Below are 20,351 nucleotides of genomic sequence, written 5' to 3'. Positions count from 1 at the left end.
TTTGGAACAGGCCTTCATCTAAAGGATACAGTCCGGGAAAAAGGATGAAACACGGCACAAGAAATGAAAGCAGATGGAGGTATAAAGGGATGAGCGAAAACAAATTGCCTGTACAGAATGTGGCTCCTTCCCAGGAAGGAACGGAAATCAAAAAAGCACAGCAAGAGCAGACAGGGGATCCGGCCCCTGGAGCGGAAAAGAAGAAAGGGCTGTTTTCCAAAAACAAATCCCCCAAAGCACAGGAGGAAAAAGGCCCGCGGCGGAACAAATTCGCCGGAAAAGAGAAGAAACGCCTGCCACGCTGGATTCCCCGGGCGGTGATTCTGGCGGTGGTGGGGGCCGGCGTGTGGGGGCTTGCCATCCTCTTTCCCCGGCTTTTGCACAAGGAAAATAACGAGGAGCTGGCCACGGGTTTTGTTTCCCGGGGCTCCCTGGTGCAGAGCGTTTCAGGCTATGGCACCGTACGCCCCTTGAAAGAAGCCAAATACGGCGACAAGGCCCGGGGAAAAGTGACGGAAGTCTTTGTCCAGCCAGGGGACAAGGTGCAGCCGGGGGATGTGCTCTTTACCGTAGATCCCTCGGAATTGATGGATGAACTGAAAAGCGCCCAGGAGGAAGTGGCCGCCGCCCAGGGCCGGGTGAAAGAAGCCCAGCAGGCTCTTTCCTCCCTCACCACATCCGCCCCCTTCCAGGGCAAGCTGGTGGGCGCTCCCACTTTGCGATCCGGACAGCAGGTTTCCCAGGGCATGAGCCTGGGCAAACTCATCGACGACCGCACTTTGACCCTGGCCGCCTATTACAGCTATGCCTATGAAAACCAGATCGTCCCGGGGATGGGCGCCCTGGTCTCCCTTCCCGACAGCATGACCCAGGTGGAAGGCACGGTCCAATCGGTGGATCATATCCGCAAGGTGCAGGATGGGGCGGTGCTCTTCCGGGCCAATATCACCCTCCAGAATCCGGGTACTCTGGCAGCCGGTACCGCGGCCGCCGCCAGCATCCCCACGGCCCAGGGGGAGATCATGCCCGCCGAAACCGGCACGCTGCAAAATGCCCGGGAAGAAGAAATCACCCTTCAGGGAGAAGGCAAGGTGACCGCCTCTTCCCTGATGGATTACGGGGAATATGCCGCCGGGCAGGTTCTGGTGCGGCTGGAAAACCCCTCGCTGCACACCGCCATTGAAAATGCCCAGAAAGCCTATGACCTGGCAGCCAAGAAGGCCGCCCAGCTGGAAGCCGACCTGGGCAGCCGGGAAGTGCGCACCGAAATCGGCGGCATGGTGTCCTCGGTGTCGGTGCAGGTGGGGGACAACCTCACCGCCGCAGGCACGCCCCTGGTGGCTGTGTCCGACATTTCCTCCTTCCTGGTGGAAGCCAGCATTGATGAGCTGGACATTTCCAAGGTCGCCCTGGGGATGCCGGCAACAGTGACCACCGGCGAGGGTACCCAGAGCGAAAACACCCTCACCGGCACGCTGATCGAGGTGGCCATGGAAGCCAAAGTGGGAGAAGGCAGCACAGCCGCCACCTTTCCCGCCAAGATCGCCCTGGAGAACGACGGCAAGCTGCTGCCCAACATGAGTGTCAGCTATAAGATCGACACCACCCTGGTGGAGGACGCTTTGCTCATCCCATCCCAGGGAGTGATCTACCAGAATGGCGGCGTGTGTGCTTTTGTGCGTCAGGAGCCGGGAAAGGACTACCCCAACCGGGCAGAGAATGTGCCCAAGGACATCGTGCCCAAAGGATTTGTGCCGGTGACCATTGCCATCGGCATTGCGGACAACAAAAACACCCAGGTGCTGGAAGGGCTTTCCGAAGGGGAAGAGATCTATATGACCTCCCAGCCCCAGGAGGAAGAAGATGTGGAGGGCATGGCCTTCGGGGCCGCAGCCCCCTTGGCCTGGGGGAGGTGACAGGATGCTCATTCGGCTGGAAAATATCCGCAAAGTCTATAACGAAAATAAGGAAAGCGAAGTGCGGGCTTTGTGGGATGTGAATCTTTCCATCAGCCGTGGGGAGTTTACCGCCATTCTAGGCCAGTCGGGTTCGGGAAAGTCCACGCTGATGAATATTTTGGGCTGCCTGGATACCCCTACCTATGGGGAATATTGGCTGGATGGGGAAAATGTGTCCCTCATCCCGCCCCGGCGGCTTTCGGCCATCCGGAATAAAAATATTGGATTTATTTTCCAAGGCTTCAACCTGATTCCCGCCCTCACCGCCCTGGAAAATGTGGAGCTGCCCCTGATTTACCGGGGAATGAAGGCGGCGGAGCGGCGGCAGTTGGCCCTCAGCGCCCTGGAGGAAGTGGGGCTGGGGAAGCGGGTGCATCACCGGCCGGTGGAGCTGTCCGGCGGCCAGCAGCAGCGGGTGGCCATCGCCCGGGCCATGGCCGCCCGGCCGCCCATCATCATGGCCGATGAGCCTACGGGCAACCTGGACACCAAGGCCGGGGCCGAGGTGATGGGCAAACTGTGCGCCCTCAATGAGGATGGGGCCACCATTCTGCTCATCACCCACGATATGCACCTGGCTTATCTGGCCAAACGGGTGGTGCGCATCATGGATGGCCGGGTGGTGGAGGACTCCATCACTCCCCAGGACAAGCGGGAATCTTTGCTGCGGGAGGTGGGTCGGGCATGAAATTTTTCCAGGCTTTTTCCATGGCCCTCAAGTCCATTCTGCAAAATAAAATGCGTTCCTTTCTCACCATGCTGGGCATCATCATCGGCGTGGGATCGGTGACTGCACTGGTGTCGGTGATGCAGGGGACCCAGCGCCAGGTCATCGAGGAATACAAAAAGCTGGGGGCCAACACCATCAGCGTCAGTTTTTATGAGGGACGGGACATTTCCCGCGACCTGCGGGAGTTTTGCCAATCGGTGCCCAAACTGATTGCCGGAGTGACCCCCAACACCAGCCAGAGCATGAAATGCCGGTATAAGAACAAAAACTGGAGCACCACCATCTATTTCGGCAACGAGGACTTTGGCCTGTGCCAGAATTACCAGCTGGAAAAGGGCCGGGAGCTGTCTTACAGCGATTTGTATAACCGGCTGCCGGTGTGCGTCATCGGCTCGGCGGTGCGCCAGCAGCTCTTCGGCCTGGAGGACCCCATCGGCAAACAGGTGCGGGTGGGAGGCGTCAGCTGCACGGTGGTGGGCCTTTACAAAGAACGGGCGGAGAGCAAACAGTGGAGCCAGGACGATGCGGTACTGCTGCCCCAGACGGTGCAGCGGACCATCACCGGCTCGGGAAACATCGAAAGCTACACCGTCAAAGCCCACAGCTCGGGGGCCACCAAGGCTGCCATCCCCTTGCTGGAAGGTTTTCTGAAAAAACAGGCCAAGGCCGAATACAACTACAATGTCTATTCCAGCAACCAATGGGCGGAACAGGACAACCAGATGAACGGCACGCTCACCTTGGTGGTGGGCGGCATTGCGGGCATTTCCCTGTTGGTGGGCGGCATCGGCATCATGAACATCATGCTGGTATCGGTGTCGGAACGCACCCGGGAGATTGGCATCCGCATGGCCATCGGCGCACCCCGCCGGGCCATTGTGGCCCAATTCCTCATCGAAGCGGCCACCATCAGTGCCTGCGGCGGCATTCTGGGGCTGCTGGTGGGCAGTCTGGGTTCGGCCCTTTTGTCCGCCGCCATCTTCAAGCGCATCGATCTGCCCACCCTTCCGGTGGCATTGGGAGCCTTTTTGTTTTCGGTGCTGCTGGGGATGTTCTTCGGCTTTTATCCGGCGGGCAAGGCCTCCAAAATGCAGCCGGTGGATGCGCTGCGCAGCCAATAGCAAAAGTTTCGGGGCGGCTCCAAATCCGCGCGGGAGCCGGTTTGGCCCCTTTGTTTGTCGCCGGGGCGCACGGCGGGAGAAATTCCTTATGAAAAAACGATACACCCGATTTTTGGCAGGGCTTGCGGCCCTTTGCCTCTTTTGGCCGGGGGCGCTGCCTTCCCGGTCACGGGCCTTTTCCGATATTCCCCAGGTTTCCCAGAGCCTGGCTGCCGAAAGCCTGCGGTCTTTGGGGATTCTGGCAGACAGCCCCGCTTTTCAGCCGGGAAGCAGCCTGACCCGGGCCCAGTTCTGCAAAATGGCGGTGCTGGCAGCGGGATTTGAGGGGGAAGCGGCCTATCAGGGCTACACCATTTACCCCGATGTGCCTGCCGGCAGCTGGTATGCCCCCTATGTGTACGGGGCAGTAAAAAAATACAAGATCATCCAGGGCTATCCCGATGGACGGTTCGGCCCGGAAGAGCCCATCACCTATGGCCAGGCAGTGACCATTCTGCTGCGGCTTCTGGGGTATACCGGGGAAGATCTGGGGGCATTCTGGCCCCGGGACGCCCTGGCCAAAGGGGAACAGGTGGGGCTGTGCCGCGCTCTTTCCGGCCTGAGCCCCAACGGCCCCATCCCCCGGGGCCAGGCGGCCATCCTGCTCTATAATCTTCTGACCCTGCCCACCAAAGAGGGGGGCAGCTTCCTGAGCCAGGGCTTTGCGCCGGGAGAGGGGCAGATGCTCTATGCCCGGGACAAGGAAGGGAAGGAGAGCCTGTTTTCTCTCTCCGGAGAAGCCCAGCGCCTGTCTGCGCCTCTGCCGGAAAATCTGCTGGGGACCATGGGCACGCCGGTGGGGGACAAAAACCAGCCGGGTAAGGTGAAGGGCTTTTTGCCTGCCGCCCTGTCTTTCCGGGAGGAAAGGATCAAAAAGGCAGGCCTGAACAAGCTGGAGATCCCATCCGGCTCCCTGCCTGTGGGCAAGGAAGTGAAGATTTTTTCCCTGGGGCAGATGGCCGAATACCAGCAGGGATTTCTGGATCTGCGGGAGGGAGCCCGGGTGCGGCTTTATTTTGACAGCCGGGGAGACTTGCAGCTGATCTATGAAATGACCCAGGAAACGGAAAATGACACCTTCGTCTATGGAGCTTCCCACCGGGCGCTGCCCCAGAATGCAAAGCTGCTGCTGGGCGGCCATGCCATGGCCTTTGACAAGCTGGAAAAATACGATGTGCTCACCTATGCCCCGGAAGAGGGAGGATACCTGGTGAGCCGGGATAAGCGACTTTTGCTGCTGGAGGAAGCCGGGCCCATTTATTCCGCACCGGAGCGCATCCGGGCGGGGGGCAAGGAATACACCGTGCCCCAAAATGCCGCCGGGTTTTTTGAACAGGTGCAGGTGGGGCAGCTGGTGCTCCTTTGCTTCGACACCCGGGGTCAGGTGGCCGGGGCCTTCCCCCAGGGAGCGGCGGCTCCCAACACCGTGGCCCTGCTGCACAGCCTGAGCAAGGAGGGCAAAGCCACACTTCGGCTGCCCAGCGGGGAAACCTGGGAGGGCAGCGCTACCTTTGACGGTTACCCCCAGATCATTGCCAACCAGGAGATTGTCTCTTCTCTCTTCCGGGAAGAGGGGCGGCTGGTGCAGGTGACCCAGAACAGCCGGGGCCAGCTGGTGCTGCGGCATCTGGACTACAAAACGGCCCTGGCCGGGGAACTGCGCAAGAGTCAGGGAACCCTGGGAGAGCGGAAAATGGCCAGAAATGCGGCCATTTATGAGCAGCCCGCTCCCGGGATGCCTTTGCGGCCCATCACCTGGGAGAGTCTGCCCGAGACCCTGCCCAAAAACCGGGTGATCCACGCCCGGGAGAATGCTGCGGGATGTATTGATCTGCTGGTGCTGGACAATGTGACCGGCGACGGCTTCCTCTATGGCCTTGTGAGCCAGTATAAGAGCGAAAAGGTCATCATTCCCGGCGAAGGCCCGGATTATGACGAGCAGGGCAAGCCCATCCCGGGCACCGGCTCTTCCGATCTGACCCGTACGGTGTATACCCTCCGTCTGCGCACCAAGGATGGAACGAGGGAGATCACTTCCTTCTATTCCGGCGGAGACATGGGCAGCACACCGGTTCCCGGCGCTGTGGCTGTGGCGCTGACGCCGGCGGCAGAGGACGGGGAAGGACGGCTGACGGTGGCCTTCTCCATGCCGGGAAAACGGCTGCAAAAGGCGGCCACGGTAAGTGAGGACAAGTTTGACAGCCGGCTGGGTGTGCGCATGGGGGATGTGTATGTGCCCATCAGTGAGAATGTGCAGATCTATGCACCCAAGCTGGACCGTTTCCTCACCCTTCCGGAAGCGCGGATGAATTTCAAACAGTTTGATCTGTATTGCGACACAAACCCCCTCCAGGGCGGCCGTGTGCGCATCATCATTGTAAAATAAGGACGGCAGATATGCTTCCTGCAAAGTAAAATCCCGGCCGGTGCGGCATTGCCGCACCGGCCGGGATCTTTTTTATCACCATGTTGTTCAGGCCATGTCCCGATACAGGAAGGTGACGATCTGGGCCCGGGTACAGGACAAATCGGGGGAGAAGGCATCGGCACTGGTGCCGGTGGTAATGCCCCATTCCACCGCCCAGAGGACGGCATCATAGTAATAGGCCTGGGAAGTCACATCCCGGAAGGGATTATGAGTGCTGCTGGGCGCCTGTTCTTTCTCCATCCGGTGGAGGAAGGTGACGATCTGGGCCCGGGTGCAGGGCAGGCCGGGGGAGAAGGTGTTGGCGCTGGTGCCTGCGGTGATGCCCTTTTCCACAGCCCAGAGCACCGCTTTGTAGTAATAGTCTCCTTCGTTCACATCGGTGAAGGGATTGGTTTTGCCCGAAGGCTCCGGCTGTCCCATGGCCCGCCACAGGAAGGTGACGGCCTGGGCCCGGGTGCAGCTGCTATTTGGCGAGAAGAATGTGCCGCCGGTGCCTGCGGTGATCTGGGGCGTATGGTTCACTGCCCAGAGGACACTATCGTAATAATAGTCCGATGTGCCCACATCGGTGAAGGGCACCGACTCTGTGATCTCCGCCTGGGCGCTGCCCGAGCTGGCCGTTCCGGCGTAGGTGATGACATCCTTGTAACGGACCGAAAGGGCGCTGCTCTTTACGCTCTGTCCATGGGGCAGCTTCAGGGAGAAGGTGGTGGCACACAGCTGTCCATCGGTGGCGGCGCCTGGATCCACCGGCGTCAGCGTGCCGCTGAGGACCGAGCCGCCCTGCTGGATCTGCACCGTCTGGGCATTCACCGAAGAAATGCGCACCGGCTTGTCAAAGCGCAGCATCACAGAAGAATCTCCGGCTTTACCCGAAAGGGTCAGCTGAGCCGCCGCCCGGGAGGTGAGGCCCACATTGACCTCGGTCTGCACCGGAGGCACCGGCAGCCATTGGCTGTACACGGTGTCATAGCCTTCTTTTTCGTACTTTACCTGCCACCAGCCGTCGGGAACCATCCACAGGTACTGGCCCTGGGCGTCGGTGGTCAGGGGATTCTGCTGGCCGAAGTCTGCGGCATTCCAGCGCTGGCTTTCCGAAGCGTTGCCTGTGGGCTTGGCACTTCCGGCGCTGTAATAGAGAGTGGTTGTCACCCCGGACAGACGGTTGCTTTCGATCCCTTCATACATATAGCCGGAGGGGTCCCGGATCACCGTTTTGTCCCGGTCGGGCGTGGAAGCCATGGCAGGGTCTTTGGGCGGAATTAGTTTTTCCAGAAGGATGGGCAGGAACTCCCGGCCGATGACCAGAAGGCCCGTACCCAGCAGCACGCCGGCCACTGCATATCCGTTGGTTGCCACAAAGGGCACCAGTGACAGGCCCAGGGTGAGAACGGGGTCATTGAGCATATGCCCCAGATGGGAATCCGGATCCACCATGCCTTGCAGGACGCCTATCAGCACCGGCAGGGCGATGCCGTAGAGATTCATTTTTCCCATGGGGTTGCCGCCCAGGAGAAAGCGGTTGGCGGGAGTGGGTCTGGGCTGGATTTTTCCCTGTATGTTGGGCGTACCCTTGTTCTGAACCGATGGATTGGGCTTCGGGGCCGGTTCTGCTTCCTTGGGCGGACCGAACATTTCGTTGAGCTTCCGGAGTCTTTGCCCTGCCTGGTGCTCTTTTTTGAACGAGTCCACATAATCCTGTGTCGTCATACCTTTGACTTCGGACTCATGGCTGAATACATCGCCAATCTCTCCGCCGAAGGCGCCGGAGAGATCGATCATGGACACGGGGTTGTTGTACACGAAGCGGTACAGGTTGAGATCATAGGACTGGTAGGCCGGGTCCGGGCTGAGGAAGCTACCGGAGGCGGCGGAGACATAGCGGGCCCGGTGATAGCGCAGGCCGTTGCCGTCGTCTGCGATCCCATAGATTCCTGCATAGGTGTAGGGATTGAACACCGTCCCGCTGGCAGAGAGCACATTGCCTTCCTGGTCGTAGGCATAGCGGCTGGCAATGGCGCCACTGCCGTCGGTGATCTCCGTGACAGAGCCCAGCAGGTTGGAGTGATAAAAGTACATTTCGTCCCCGGTTCTGGCGGCGGTCAGCATGCCGGCCAGGGCGTAGTGCTGTTCGCCGAAGCTGCCGTAGGCGGCCAGGGCGTAGCCGTCGCCCAGAGGATCGTTCACATAGCGGGTGGTCTCGCCGTTCACCGTCACCCGGCTGCGCAGGCCAAAGGCATCGTAGCCGTACTGATAGACCGTGCCGTCAAAGTCGGTGTAGCCCGTCAGCTGGCCCTGGGCGTTCCAGGTGTAGCGGGCGGTCTGTCCCCCCTTCTGCTCGGTGAGCACATTGCCATTCTGGTCGTAGGTGCGCCGCACCTCGCCATAGGCCGTGTACTGGTTCAGGCTGTTTGCTGTATAGTTTGTGGTTTTGCCGTCGGTTGTTTTGGCCGTCCGGTTTCCGGCTGCGTCGTAGGTATAGGTGGTGACGGTGCCATCGGGGGCCGTAGCCTGGGTGAGCTGCCCGGCTGCGTCGTAGGTGTAGCGCCAGGTGCCCGCCGGCTCTTTCAGGGAGGTCACATGGCCCTGGCTGTCGTAGGTATAGGCATAGGAGGAAAGGACGGCCCCGGCTGCGTCATAATGGACGATGGAAGCCAGCTGGTCACCGGAATAGCTGTACTGGGTATAGGTGCCGTTGGCGTTTTGTTGGCGGGACAGGCGCCCGTCGCTGTCGTAGGTGTAGGTCACCAGGGGACTGCTGCCGTCGGTGACGGCGGCCACCCGTCCCTGGCTGTCATACTGGTAGCCGGTGGTATAGACGCCGTCGGATACGGAGGTTCTGCGGCCCTGGGCGTCATAGGTGTAGGAGACCACGCTGCCGTCAGGGGAGTGGATGGCAGTCAGGTTGTCGCTGCCGTCATAGGTCATGGTGGTTTTCTGGCCGTTTTCCGTGATCGACAGCAGGTTTCCGCGGCTGTCAAAGGTCTGGGTGACGGTTTCGCCATTGCCGTACTTCACAGCGGTCAGATTGCCACTCTGGTCGTAGGTGTAGGACATCGTGGTTCCGGCTCGGTCGGTATGGGTCACGATCTGTCCCTGGGAATCGTAAGTGAAGGACTCCCGGCTGCCGTCGGGATACCGGATGGCGGAGACATGGCCCGCATCGTCACGGTCATAATAGACGGTGAGACCTGCCTCGTCGGTCACAGAGAGCAGCAATCCCAGCTGGTTAAAGGTATACCGGCTGGAGGTGCCTTCCGGGGCGGTGACGGTGGCCCCGTAGGCTGCGTCTTCGTCAGAGATGGGCTCCATCCGGGTAGTGGTGCCGTCATCTTCCTTTATGATAACAGCATCCCCTTCGTAGGTGTAACGGGCCGAGGAGGTTCCGTCGGAGTTGGTGATGGCCAGGATCTGGCCCTGGTCACCGTACTCCACTTTAACAGTGCCGCCGGTACCGTCCTCGAAGGTAACGCTGTTGGACACCTCGTCCACCTGGAAAGTATACCCTTCCGCTTCTATGGCGGTCAGGTTGCCGCTTTGGTCGTAGGTGTACCGGGCGGTCTCACCGCCGTAGGTGAACTCCGCCACCTGGTCCTGGCCGTTGTAGGCCAGGGACAGGGTCTTGCCGTCCAGAGAAATGGATGCCACCCGGCCTTCCTCGTCATAGGTGTAGGAGCCGGAGGACTCCACATCTTCCTGTCCCCGGGGAGTGTATTCCACCCGGAACCGGTAGGGAACGGTGTCTTCGGTAAAATCGGCGCTTCCCACCCAGGCGTCCTTGGCCGCCTGGTAGCGCAGGGGCACACGGGTCTCTTCTCCCATGCGGTCGGTGGTCACCACGGTGACGCTGCCCTGGGCCGAGGCGTCCTTTTCAAAATCCACCTGGAAGCGGAAGGTGGGGTAATCCGGCCAAAAGGTGTAATAGGAAGCGCTGTCCTCGCCGGTGAGAAAGTCGATGACCAGGGTTTCTTCCACCGGCGGGTCGGCATCGGTCCGGCCGTGAACTTCGTTGACAACCGTCAGGGTCTTGACGGCGTCGGCCGCCGGGTCATAGTATACGCTCTGGGCCTCTGTGCGGAAGCTGTCGCCGCCAGGGGGCGTTACCTGGGCATATACCATGTGCTCCCCGGGAACATCGGGCAGGGTGACTGTGCCCTTCCAGGTGCCCAGGCTGTTGGATGAGACCCGGCCCAGAAGGGTGCTGTCCTCATAAAAGGCAATGGTGCTGCCGGGAACAGCCGAGCCGGAAACCGGGATTTCCAGCCGGGATGTTTCGCTGGGCAGGGAGAGACGGAAACCTTCCACAGTGAAATCCAGGGTTTCCTGGTGACTTTTTCCCTCTGCTGTGGTGTCGGCCGTCAGTGTCATCTCTCCGGTCCGGCTGGACATGGCGCTGAAACGGATGACGCCGTAGCCTTCGAGGGGCACCGTCAGCGGTTTGGAGCTTACAGGCTCCACTGGCTGGCTGTCCACCGTCAGGCTGTCCGGCACATAGGAGACGCCGTCGGGCAGGGGGAAGGAAACCGTTCCTTCTTCCGCTCCCAGGCTGACCACGGCCCGGACATGGAACCGGGCGCCCTGGGTAATGAGGCCGCTGGGAATGGACAGCTGGCAGTCATACACCCCCAGGGACCGTTCCCCGGAGATGGTCACCGAACTGCCGGGAATCTGCCGGAGGAAATCTTCGTCAATGGGGATCATGGCGCCGGTACTGTTGTTCACAGCAGACATGCCGGCTCCCACAACCACGGAGGATTGGCTGTCGGTGGTCATCAGAACATTGGCATTCTGTTGTTCCAGATGGATGGTGCCGCCCAGCAGGGCCAGCACGCCATCGGTTTCACACCGCACCGGCACATTGGTATCCGCTCCGCCTTTCAGGGAAGCAGTACCGTCCAGAATGGTGGCCTGGCCCCCCTCCCGCAGGTGAAGGGCAAAATCCGCGCCGTGCATTGCCAGCTTTCCGCCGTCCATGAGGAAGGAGCCGTATTCCGAGACAAAAAGCTCCCGTCCTGTCAGACTGGCCGAATCGTCCAGGATCAGACGGCTGGCCACGATCTCCATCACGCCGCCGGAGGCATCGCTGGAGCTTACGGTGACGCTTGCATCATTGGTGATGGTCAGATCGGTATAGTCTGCCACAAAGGTGCGCCGGGCGCCGCTGCCGCTGGTATCCACCGTCAGGCTGCCCGGCCCGGTGATGGTGACGCTGGTGTCCTGAGCCGTTTCACCGGTGGAAAAGGCGGGGGCCGCCTCTCCGTCCGGCTCCAGATATTGTCCGTCGTTGTGAATGGTGGAATCTCCCTGGAGAATGACGGTCAGGGAGCCTCTGAAAATATGCATCATTCCCAGAGAAGCATTGTTCAGTGTGAGGGTCTTTGTTTGTTCGTCGTAGCTCACGCCCTCCGGCATGGCCTGGACGGCATGGTCGTCCTTTACCACATGGTCGCCGTCGATGACGACGGTGGTCCCGCCTTCCTCTGCTGCAAAAACAGTGGCAGGCAGCAGGGAAGTGAGCAGGGAAACGATGAGCAGCAAGGCTGTCAATCGTTTTCTCATAGGCCTTTCCTCCTTTTTTCTGCGGGTATGGGGAAGATCGGAATATGCAGATTTTTCCGGATACTTCCGATTATTGACTATATCATGCCATAAAGAAAACTTTTTGTAAAGTAAAGAATGAATTACAGCATTTTACTGTGAACAGAAAAGGAAGATGGGGTTTTTGCTGGCCTTTTCCCCTGGGGAAGGGCCGGAACAAAAGATGGAAAGAAACGGGGGAAGGGGTTGACAGGTGTGAATAATTATGCTATTCTTAGCATAAAGAAACAAATCCCACAAGGAGGATGCGATAAAATGAAACCGGAAATTCTTTTTCTCAAGCAGGAAGATGTGATCAAGGCCGGGCTGCTGGATATGAAGATGGTGCTGGCCGAAACCGAAAAAACCTTCAAAATGATCGGCCAGAACCAGATCATCAATCCCACCAAGGTCTTTATGGGTATGCCCAGCAATGAAAACTGGGATTCTTACTGTATGTCCATGCCCGCCTACATCGGCGGCGATGTGGATACCGCCGGATTCAAGTGGGCTGCCGAATCCAAGGCCAACGCCCAGTTGGAAGGGGTGCCCTATGGCATCGATATCGTCATTCTGTCCGACCCCAAGACGGTCTTCCCCAAGGCCATTCTGGACGGCACCATCACCACCGCCATGCGTACCTCTGCCACCGCCGGCGTCATGGCCAAATACAACGCCCTGAAGGGAACCAAGGTGGCCTGCCTGGTGGGCGCCGGCGTCATTGGCCGCACCATGATCATGGCCATGATGGAGGCTGTGCCCACATTGGAAGAGATCCACATGGTGGATCTGGTAAAAGAGAAAGCCGAAGGCCTGGCCAAGGAGTTTGAAGGCAAGATCAAGGTCATTCCCTATACCGATGTAAAGGAAGCAGTGAAGGACGCCCAGCTGCTGGTCACCGAAACTACCTCCCGCAAGCCCTTTATCAAAAAGGAATGGCTGAAGCCCAATATGACCGTCATCCAGATGGAGGGCCAGAGCTGCGAAGAGGATATTCTGCTCACCGCCGACCGGGTGGTGCTGGACAACTGGAGCCAGATGTCCCATCTGGTGGGCATTCTGGTGCACGAGCTGTATGAGGCCGGAAAGCTGAAAAAAGAGGACATTGTGGAGCTGCCGGAAATGGTTAATGGCGTTCAGGTGCGCCAGAACGAGGATCAGTTTGTCTATTGCGGCAGCGCCGGTGTGGGCAGCGTGGACATTGCCATCGCCGCCAAACTCTATGAGAACGCCAAAAAAATGGGCATCGGCCAGAAGCTGAACCTGTGGGATAACCCTCTGTGGGTCTGAGTGTGTCGAAAAAGTGGCGAAAGCCACTTTTTCGAGTTTATGCAAGGGTCTGCATGCAGCCGATTGGCCGCTGAAAGCGGCCAATCGGCCACACTGGCCCCTTGAGAGGTGCAAAAAACGCCGCACAGGTCGCCGTTTTTTGCGGATTGATGAGGGGTAGGGCCAAAGGGCCTCTCACGCAACAAGGGTTTTTCGACAGACGGAACCCCTTGTGGGTCTGATTTGAATTTTGAACAAAAAAGAGATCTCCGGAAACCTTTCGGTTTCCGGAGATCTTTTTGCTATGCAGGCAGTATCCTGCGGGAGTGCTAGCATGTGTGGATGGAAAAGGAATGGAAAGAATGGACGGCCTTTTGTTCCAGGGCGTTCCGGGCTTTCAGGTGCTGGAATGCTTCATCGATCTGACGGAGAAGACAAGGTTTCACTTCCAGGGAATGATGGCCGGGGCGGAGTGCGGTCACCGGCAAGGTGGCCACCCGATGCACCGATGCGGCGAAGGCATAGGGATCGGTGGTGGGATAAAAACAATCCAGCTTTCCTTCATAGGCCAGGTCTCCGGAATATAGAGTGCCCCGCTCCGGTTCCCAGAAACACAGATGCCCGGGGGAGTGGCCGGGAGTGTGGAGACAGAATACCTGCCGGTTGCCAAGCTGGAAGATATCTCCATCTTCCACAAGCTTTCCGGCTCCTCCCTGATAGATCTGGTAAGTTTCCAGGTGAAAGCCGGCAGGGAAGGGGGGAGCGCCCTGGATCAGATTTTGCAGTACGGCCTCCCGGGACAGGGGGAACTTTTCCAGCCAAGGCCCTTCCAGAGGGTGGACGCAGGGGGGAGAAAAAGCGTTGCAGCCGCCGATGTGATCCCAATGGGCATGGGTCAGAGCCACCGTGACAGGCAGGGAGGTGAGAGACCGGACAGCGGAAAACAGATCACACACCCCCAGGCCGGTGTCGATGAGCAGGGCCTGCTCCGTTCCGGCCAGCAGATAGGCGTGGGTTTCCTCCCAGTGCCGGGGTTCGCTTAGAACCCAGGTGTCTTTCTCCAGCTGCTGTATGGTCAGCCAATCCATAGAATACCCTCCTTTGTGATTGGATAACAGGAGTATACCACACGATCTTTTCCAAAAGCCGGTGGGATTTTTGCACAAAATTCACCCATCCTTTTGGGGAATGTGATATAATCATGATAAAGCATTATCATATCACGGATTTGGAAGGCCCTTAGAGAACCCTAGCGGAAAAGGAGGTTTTTTTTATGAAAAAAGCCTGGCTTCAATGCATGATGCTGGCGGGGATGCTGCTAATCAGCGCCTGCCAGAAGGAAGAAACACAGAAAGTGACCCCGGCTCTGGTCCAGGAGACCCAGGTCTCGGCCCAGGAATTTACCCAGGGCAAAACCGGAAGCGGGGTATGGAAGGTGGAAAAGGACGGGGTTTCCTATCTGCTCTTTTATGGGGAAAAACGGGAATATTCCGGGGTGCAGGCCGATTACGATGAAAAAACCGGCACGCTGACGGTGAATTTCCATTCGGCCGATGGCGCCGGGGAGCCCTTGCTCTATCGTCTGGAGGGCCAGCCGGAGACATTGATCCTGCTGGACAATGGCCAGCAAGTGGAGCTGCAGTCGTAGTATGTGTGGAAGCCTAGGTAGTCAGATTATATTTCCGCTCCGTGCTGGGGGAATTTGATTTACATAGGCTTTTCTGAGGCACAGAGGTTTGATAAGGGCCCCGCCTGGGGCGCGAAAAAGGTCGGGGAAAAACTTAGTTTTTCCCCGAGAGCCAGCGGCGGCGCCCGCTTCTTATATCCTCGTTATTTCGGCCTTTGGCCGAAATAACACGCCGCCAGGAACAAAAGAAATAAGCCCGATTGGAACATCGTTCCAATCGGGCTTATTTCTTTTGCAAGCCTTCGCCGCAGCGAAGGCTCTGGCTCGTCAGTGGATATATTCAAACTCGAAGCCGCACACATTGACGGTGTCGTGCTCCTTGACGCCCTTTTCCTCCAGCTTTTCAAACAGACCGGCTTTCCGCAAGGCCCGCTCGAAATACATCCGGGATTCGTAATCCGACAGGTTCACCGAAGCAAAGATCCGCTCGATGTGCCGCCCGGTGACATAGAAGGTGTCGTTCTCCCGGCGGATGATGATATCCTCTTCCGGATCGGCTTCCTTTTCCGGGATCACTTCGGCCTCGTAGACCTCGATGGGAGGCAGCTTCTCCAGCTCCTGCCACAGGGCATAGACCAGCTCCCGCACGCCCATCTGGGCCGCCGCCGAAATCTCAAAATAAGCACAGCCCAGCTCCTGGGCCTTTTCCCGCAGACGGCGGGCGTTTTCCCCATCGGGGGCGATGTCGGTTTTGTTGGCGGCGATGATCTGGGGACGGGAAGCCAAGGCCGGGCTGTATTCCTTCAGTTCCCGGTTGATGGTCTCCAGGTCCTCCACCGGGTCACGGCCCTCCGAGCCGGACACATCCACCAGGTGGAGCAGCAGACGGCACCGCTCGATGTGGCGGAGGAAATCGTGGCCCAGGCCGGCGCCTTCGGCGGCGCCCTCGATGATGCCCGGGATGTCGGCGGCTACAAAGGATTCCCCTTCGCCCACATACACCACGCCCAGGTTGGGGGTGAGGGTGGTGAAGTGGTAATCGGCAATTTTGGGCCGGGCCTTGGAGATCACCGAAAGCAGGGTGCTTTTGCCCACATTGGGGAAGCCGATCAGGCCCACATCGGCGATGAGTTTCAGCTCCAGAGTGACCATCCGCTCTTCACCGGGCAGGCCGGGCTTGGCAAAGCGGGGAGCCTGACGGGTGGGAGTGGCAAAATGGCAGTTGCCCCAGCCGCCCCGGCCGCCTTTGGCTGCCACAAAGGGCTCGTCACCGGACATATCCTGTAAAAGCGCTCCGGTTTCCGCGTCCCGGATCAGAGTGCCCCGGGGCACTTTGATGAGGATGTTTTCGCCATCCTTGCCGCTGCTGCGCTTGCCGGTGCCGTTGGCGCCGTTCTGGGCCACATATTTCCGCTTCATGCGGAAGTCCAGCAGGGTGGAGAGGTTGTCATCCACCTGAAAGACAACGCTGCCGCCCTTGCCGCCATCGCCGCCATCCGGCCCGCCGGCGGCGATGTATTTTTCCCGGTGAAAGGAGACAGCGCCATCGCCCCCTTTTCCCGCCTTGATAAAGATCCGTGCAACATCAACAAACATAATGTAATCCTCTTCTCTGTGCTTTGCATCATGCTATGGTCGGGTGCGGCGGTTCGCCGCTCAGGCCCTTACTATTATAACCATACGGAGTTATAAGAAAGACCCGGGCCAAAAGGCCCGGGTCAAAGAAGCAAAACAGATGTGGGCCAAAATTTGTGTATCCAACCCTTCATCAATTTGCAAAAAGCCGCGACCTGTGCGCAGATTTTGCACTTCTCAAGGGCCAAGTGTGCGCCACAGGCGTGCATGCAGGCCCTTGCAAAAATACAAAAAAGCGGCATAAGCCGCTTTTTTGAGAGAGCCCGGGCCATGGGGCCCGGGTCTTGGGGTTCTTACTGTTCCACCTTGATGACCGAGACCTTCTTGCGGTCGCGGCCGAAACGCTCAAAGCTGACGCGGCCGTCAGCCATGGCGAACAGGGTATCGTCAGAGCCGATGCCCACATTCAGACCAGGATGGATCTTGGTGCCCCGCTGGCGAACCAGGATGTTGCCAGCCAGCACATACTGACCGTCGGCGCGCTTGACGCCCAGGCGTTTGCTTTCGGAATCGCGGCCGTTCTTTGTGGAGCCGACACCTTTCTTATGAGCCATGAGTTACACCTCCGATTGGTTTAGGATGAAAAAAGGGAAGAACTTAAGCCTGGATGGCTTCGATGGTCACCTTGGTGTAGGGCTGACGATGGCCCTGGCGGCGACGGTAGTTCTTCTTGGCCTTGAACTTGAAGACCATAATCTTCTTGCCCTTGCCGGTCTTGACGACCTTGCCGGAGACCTTGGCTCCCTCAACATAAGGAGCGCCAACGGTCATAGCCCCGTCCTTTTCCACTGCCAGAACATTGTCAAAGGACACGGTTTCGCCATCGGCGGCTTCCAGTTTCTCGATGTAGATGGTGTCGCCCTCTGCGACCTTGTACTGTTTCCCGCCGGCTACGATGATAGCGTACATGCGGTTTGCACCTCTCTTCTTTGTTAGAGTCTCGCTCTCGGGGCGGGGACAGACCCACTTCTAGCCCGGTCGATGCGGCGAAGCCAGTATACCATCCCTTTCTCTAAAAGTCAAGACATTTTCGCGCCTTTTGGGTCACCGGGCCTTTTTCATAGTATTCTCCCGGGGAAAAGGCGGCGGGGTCTTTTAAAAACAGGCTCCACAGCCGGGCACAGTCCCCTTCCTTCTGAAAGGCCGGGATGGTTTTTCCCTGGGCGGGCTTGGTGATGACCGGCAAAGCACTCTGCTTGCGGGAAAGGGCCAGGGCCTGCCGCCCCTTTTCGCCCACGGCCAATACCTTTATATAAGAAGGAGGACTCTGGCATTCCTGCTTGGTCAGCCCCAGAAAGCCGCACAGAGCCATGCGCCGCAGCCGGGAGAGGGGATAGCGGCGGGTTTTGGTTTCTTCCAGAGCTGCGGTCAGGCTTTGGTTTTTCTGCAGAGCCCGGGCAAACCGGTGTTCCAGGCCCTCGGCCGCCCCGGGCAGGGCGGAAAGCTCCCGAAGGGACAGGCTCCAGAGCTTGCCCAGCATGGCTTTTTCCCCCAGGGCAGGCAGGGCCAGCCGTCCGGTCTTTTGCTCCCGGCGGAAAATTTCCCGGCACTGGGGAGGCAGGTAGGAAAGGGCCTCTTGGGTTTCACCTGCGGCGATCTTCTGCCGCAGGAAGGAGGCCGAGGGGAAGCCCTCTTCCGGCTCCATGGCGTCGTGGCCCGCCCCTTTCCGGGGGATGGCCACCGGCTGGATGGGGGCAGAAAGCTGCAAAAGTGCCTTGCCGTATTCGGTGGCCAGGATCACATTGGGCAGGCGGAGAAGGGCGGCTTCTTCTTTGATCTGCTCATAGAGGGCCCGTTCCCGGGCAGCGGCATAGGAGATGCCGCTTTTCAGATGGAGCAGGGTATTTGCCGCCGTCTCGTGCTCCAGAAGCAGCCGGGAAAGCTCCATGATTTTTTCTTCCCCCACCCCTTCGGTGCCGAAGGACAGGTGGGTGACACAGCCCAGGGCGGCAAGGATGCCCACCGCTCCCCGGGCAAAGCCCTCCGCCGAGGAAAGGGCGTAGGGGGCGGGGAGGGAGAGCACCAGGTCGGCCCCCTGGCTGAGGGCCATTTCGGCCCGGGCGTGAGGGGATAAAAGAGCCGGTTCTCCCCGCTGGACAAAATAGGAGGACAGGCACACCACAAGCAGGGTATCTTCCCCCAGTTTTTGCCTTGTTTTTTCCAGATGATACCGGTGGCCCCGGTGAAAAGGATTGTATTCTGCCACGATGCCGCAGATGTTCATAGGGATTTTCTCCATTTTGATGGTTGTACTTTTAAAAAATATGGTGTAAAATAGATTCGGTCTCATTTTATAACAAAAATAAGAGATTTACAATCATAAGGAGTGCAGAAGATGAAAGTACTGGTTATCAATGCGGGCAGCTCCTCGCTGAAGTATCAGCTGATGGATATGTCCAACGAAGGTGTTCTGGCCAAAGGCCTGTGCGAGCGCATCGGCGTGGACGGCCGGATCAGCCACAAGACCGCCGACGGCGTGAAGGTGGAGTATGATGTGTCCTTCCCCACCCATAAGGAAGCCTTTATGGAGCTGGTGAAGGTGATGAGCTCCGGCGAGGGCAAGGTCATCGACAGCATGAGCGAGATCTCCGCCATCGGCCACCGGGTGCTCCACGGCAGCGAGAAGTACAAGGTCTCCACCGTTGTCACCGATACCGTCATCGACGATATCATGTCCTTCAAGGATCTGGGCCCCCTCCACAATCCCCCTCAGGCCATCGCTATGAAGGCCTGCCAGGAAGTCTTCGGCAAGGACACCCCCATGGTGGCCGTGTTCGATACCTCCTTCCATCAGACCATGCCTCCCAAGGCTTATATGTTCGGCGTGCCCTATGAGTACTATGAGAAGTACTCCATCCGCCGCTATGGCTTCCACGGCACCAGCCATCGCTATATCGCTCATCGCCTGGGCGAGCTGAAGGGCTCCCTGGAAGGCAAGAAGGTCATCAACTGCCATCTGGGCAACGGCTCCTCTCTGGCCGCTATCCAGGACGGCAAGGTTGTGGATACCTCCATGGGCTTCACTCCCCTGGACGGCTTCCTGATGGGCACCCGCTGCGGCGGCATCGACCCCTCTGTGGTTACCTTCATCATGAAGAAGGAAGGCCTGGACCCCGACCAGATGAGCGACCTGATGAACAAGAAGTCCGGCTTCCTGGGCATCTCCGGCGTCTCCAGCGACTGCCGTGACCTGAACGAGGCTGCTCAGAAGGGCAACCAGCGGGCTCAGCTGGCTCTGGATATGTTCGTCTATCAGATCAAGAAGTTCATCGGCGGCTATGCTGCTGCCATGGGCGGCGTGGATGCCATCGTCTTCACCGGCGGCATCGGCGAAAACGACGCTGAGATGCGTGAGAAGATCTGCTCCGATATGGAATACCTGGGCCTCACGGTGGACCACGAGGCCTGCCAGAACGCTTCCCGCAAGGAAGCTGCTTTCCAGGCAGAGGGTTCCAAGGTGGAAGCCTGGGTCCTGCCCACCAACGAAGAGCTGATGATCGCTCGCGACACTGTGGAGCTGACCTCCAAGTAAGCCCAGTGCCTGGGCAGTCAGCGGCGTGACGCCGCAGTCGTATCGCCCGCAAGGGGGCGGTGTGTGAAAAAGCACCTGAGTGCTTGCGGGCACCCCTGAGCCTTGGTTGCAAAAGGTGCAAAGCCCCGTTGGCCCTGTTGCAAGGGCAATGGGAATCAAACAACAGAAAAATGCCGCCTTCATAGGCGGCATTTTTTGTGGCAGAGTGCCTCCGTTGTCAACCTGCGCTTCCGCGCTTGGCAGACGATAGAGCGTATGGCCGAGAGAGCAAACTGGCCCCTTCCTGGAACCCAGGAAGCACCAAAGCTCAACGACGCACTCAGCCGGGGAGAGCTTGCCAGTGGCGGCACGCCACCCTGGGAGAGTTACGCCTGTGGCGGCACGCCACCCTGGGAGGACTTGCCCGCGGAGGCACTCTGCTGACTGTGGCGGCAC

13 protein-coding genes are annotated in these 20,351 nt (G+C 59.0%); 7 read left to right on the top strand and 6 right to left on the bottom strand.

Annotation, left to right across the window (positions count from 1 at the left end; genetic code table 11):
- The first annotated feature begins 89 nt into the window (after window positions 1–89).
- The 4 genes from H6A25_RS05030 (at window position 90) to H6A25_RS05015 (ending at window position 6,234) form a co-directional block, all read left to right on the top strand.
- Window positions 90–1,916, top strand: a complete 1,827-nt coding sequence (locus H6A25_RS05030; RefSeq protein ID WP_204750898.1) for an HlyD family efflux transporter periplasmic adaptor subunit — start codon at window positions 90–92, stop codon at window positions 1,914–1,916.
- A gap of 4 nt (window positions 1,917–1,920) precedes the next feature.
- Window positions 1,921–2,646 (top strand): ABC transporter ATP-binding protein, encoded by a 726-nt coding sequence (locus H6A25_RS05025; protein WP_204750897.1) that lies wholly within the window; start codon window positions 1,921–1,923, stop codon window positions 2,644–2,646.
- Window positions 2,643–3,809 carry an ABC transporter permease gene (locus H6A25_RS05020; RefSeq protein WP_204750896.1) on the top strand — a complete coding sequence of 389 codons (1,167 nt, stop codon included), beginning with the start codon at window positions 2,643–2,645 and terminating at the stop codon, window positions 3,807–3,809. Before H6A25_RS05025 ends, H6A25_RS05020 begins: the two co-directional genes overlap by 4 nt.
- A gap of 88 nt (window positions 3,810–3,897) precedes the next feature.
- Window positions 3,898–6,234, top strand: coding sequence for an S-layer homology domain-containing protein (locus H6A25_RS05015; RefSeq protein ID WP_204750895.1), 2,337 nt, complete (start codon window positions 3,898–3,900; stop codon window positions 6,232–6,234).
- 87 nt (window positions 6,235–6,321) lie between these two features.
- Here H6A25_RS05015 and H6A25_RS05010 read toward each other — a convergent pair whose 3' ends face one another.
- Entirely contained in the window at window positions 6,322–11,835 is a 5,514-nt protein-coding gene (locus H6A25_RS05010; protein ID WP_204750894.1) for an S-layer homology domain-containing protein, read from the bottom strand.
- 294 nt (window positions 11,836–12,129) lie between these two features.
- Between H6A25_RS05010 and H6A25_RS05005 the strand changes: the two genes are divergently transcribed.
- Window positions 12,130–13,143, top strand: coding sequence for an ornithine cyclodeaminase family protein (locus H6A25_RS05005; RefSeq protein ID WP_204750893.1), 1,014 nt, complete (start codon window positions 12,130–12,132; stop codon window positions 13,141–13,143).
- 308 nt (window positions 13,144–13,451) lie between these two features.
- On the opposite strand, the gene H6A25_RS05000 is transcribed toward H6A25_RS05005, so the two are convergent.
- Complete coding sequence (locus H6A25_RS05000; RefSeq protein ID WP_204750892.1) at window positions 13,452–14,210, bottom strand: MBL fold metallo-hydrolase; 759 nt, start codon at window positions 14,208–14,210, stop codon at window positions 13,452–13,454.
- 185 nt (window positions 14,211–14,395) lie between these two features.
- On the opposite strand from H6A25_RS05000, the gene H6A25_RS04995 reads away from it, so the two are divergent.
- Window positions 14,396–14,770, top strand: a complete 375-nt coding sequence (locus tag H6A25_RS04995) for a hypothetical protein (RefSeq protein ID WP_204750891.1) — start codon at window positions 14,396–14,398, stop codon at window positions 14,768–14,770.
- 306 nt (window positions 14,771–15,076) lie between these two features.
- On the opposite strand, the gene obgE is transcribed toward H6A25_RS04995, so the two are convergent.
- The 4 genes from obgE to H6A25_RS04975 all read right to left on the bottom strand — a co-directional run bounded on the left by obgE (window position 15,077) and on the right by H6A25_RS04975 (window position 18,608).
- Window positions 15,077–16,345 carry a GTPase ObgE gene (obgE, locus tag H6A25_RS04990; RefSeq protein ID WP_204750890.1) on the bottom strand — a complete coding sequence of 423 codons (1,269 nt, stop codon included), beginning with the start codon at window positions 16,343–16,345 and terminating at the stop codon, window positions 15,077–15,079.
- Between the two features lie 332 nt (window positions 16,346–16,677).
- Window positions 16,678–16,938 (bottom strand): 50S ribosomal protein L27, encoded by a 261-nt coding sequence (rpmA, locus tag H6A25_RS04985; RefSeq protein ID WP_118426655.1) that lies wholly within the window; start codon window positions 16,936–16,938, stop codon window positions 16,678–16,680.
- A 43-nt stretch (window positions 16,939–16,981) separates the two neighbouring features.
- Window positions 16,982–17,293: a 50S ribosomal protein L21 gene (gene rplU / locus H6A25_RS04980; RefSeq protein WP_118426654.1), complete on the bottom strand. Its 312-nt coding sequence runs from the start codon at window positions 17,291–17,293 to the stop codon at window positions 16,982–16,984.
- Between the two features lie 103 nt (window positions 17,294–17,396).
- Complete coding sequence (locus tag H6A25_RS04975) at window positions 17,397–18,608, bottom strand: tRNA(Met) cytidine acetate ligase (protein WP_204750889.1); 1,212 nt, start codon at window positions 18,606–18,608, stop codon at window positions 17,397–17,399.
- A 111-nt stretch (window positions 18,609–18,719) separates the two neighbouring features.
- Here H6A25_RS04975 and H6A25_RS04970 point away from each other — a divergent pair, with 111 nt between their 5' ends.
- On the top strand, window positions 18,720–19,916 hold the full coding sequence (locus H6A25_RS04970; RefSeq protein ID WP_204750888.1) for an acetate/propionate family kinase: 1,197 nt from the start codon (window positions 18,720–18,722) through the stop codon (window positions 19,914–19,916).
- The last annotated feature ends 435 nt before the right edge of the window (window positions 19,917–20,351 follow it).

Source organism: Intestinimonas butyriciproducens (assembly GCF_016901775.1).
In the GTDB taxonomy this organism is placed as follows: Bacteria; Bacillota; Clostridia; order Oscillospirales; family Butyricicoccaceae; genus Pseudobutyricicoccus.
This window is presented reverse-complemented; position numbering and strand designations above follow the sequence as displayed.

Bases quoted from the DNA above. Each gene is read 5' to 3' on its own strand.
- H6A25_RS05030 (WP_204750898.1), top strand. From the start codon at position 90: ATGAGCGAAAACAAATTGCCTGTACAGAATGTGGCTCCTTCCCAGGAA.
- H6A25_RS05025 (WP_204750897.1), top strand. From the start codon at position 1,921: ATGCTCATTCGGCTGGAAAATATCCGCAAAGTCTATAACGAAAATAAG.
- H6A25_RS05020 (WP_204750896.1), top strand. From the start codon at position 2,643: ATGAAATTTTTCCAGGCTTTTTCCATGGCCCTCAAGTCCATTCTGCAA.
- H6A25_RS05015 (WP_204750895.1), top strand. From the start codon at position 3,898: ATGAAAAAACGATACACCCGATTTTTGGCAGGGCTTGCGGCCCTTTGC.
- H6A25_RS05010 (WP_204750894.1), bottom strand. From the start codon at position 11,835: ATGAGAAAACGATTGACAGCCTTGCTGCTCATCGTTTCCCTGCTCACT.
- H6A25_RS05005 (WP_204750893.1), top strand. From the start codon at position 12,130: ATGAAACCGGAAATTCTTTTTCTCAAGCAGGAAGATGTGATCAAGGCC.
- H6A25_RS05000 (WP_204750892.1), bottom strand. From the start codon at position 14,210: ATGGATTGGCTGACCATACAGCAGCTGGAGAAAGACACCTGGGTTCTA.
- H6A25_RS04995 (WP_204750891.1), top strand. From the start codon at position 14,396: ATGAAAAAAGCCTGGCTTCAATGCATGATGCTGGCGGGGATGCTGCTA.
- obgE (WP_204750890.1), bottom strand. From the start codon at position 16,345: ATGTTTGTTGATGTTGCACGGATCTTTATCAAGGCGGGAAAAGGGGGC.
- rpmA (WP_118426655.1), bottom strand. From the start codon at position 16,938: ATGGCTCATAAGAAAGGTGTCGGCTCCACAAAGAACGGCCGCGATTCC.
- rplU (WP_118426654.1), bottom strand. From the start codon at position 17,293: ATGTACGCTATCATCGTAGCCGGCGGGAAACAGTACAAGGTCGCAGAG.
- H6A25_RS04975 (WP_204750889.1), bottom strand. From the start codon at position 18,608: ATGAACATCTGCGGCATCGTGGCAGAATACAATCCTTTTCACCGGGGC.
- H6A25_RS04970 (WP_204750888.1), top strand. From the start codon at position 18,720: ATGAAAGTACTGGTTATCAATGCGGGCAGCTCCTCGCTGAAGTATCAG.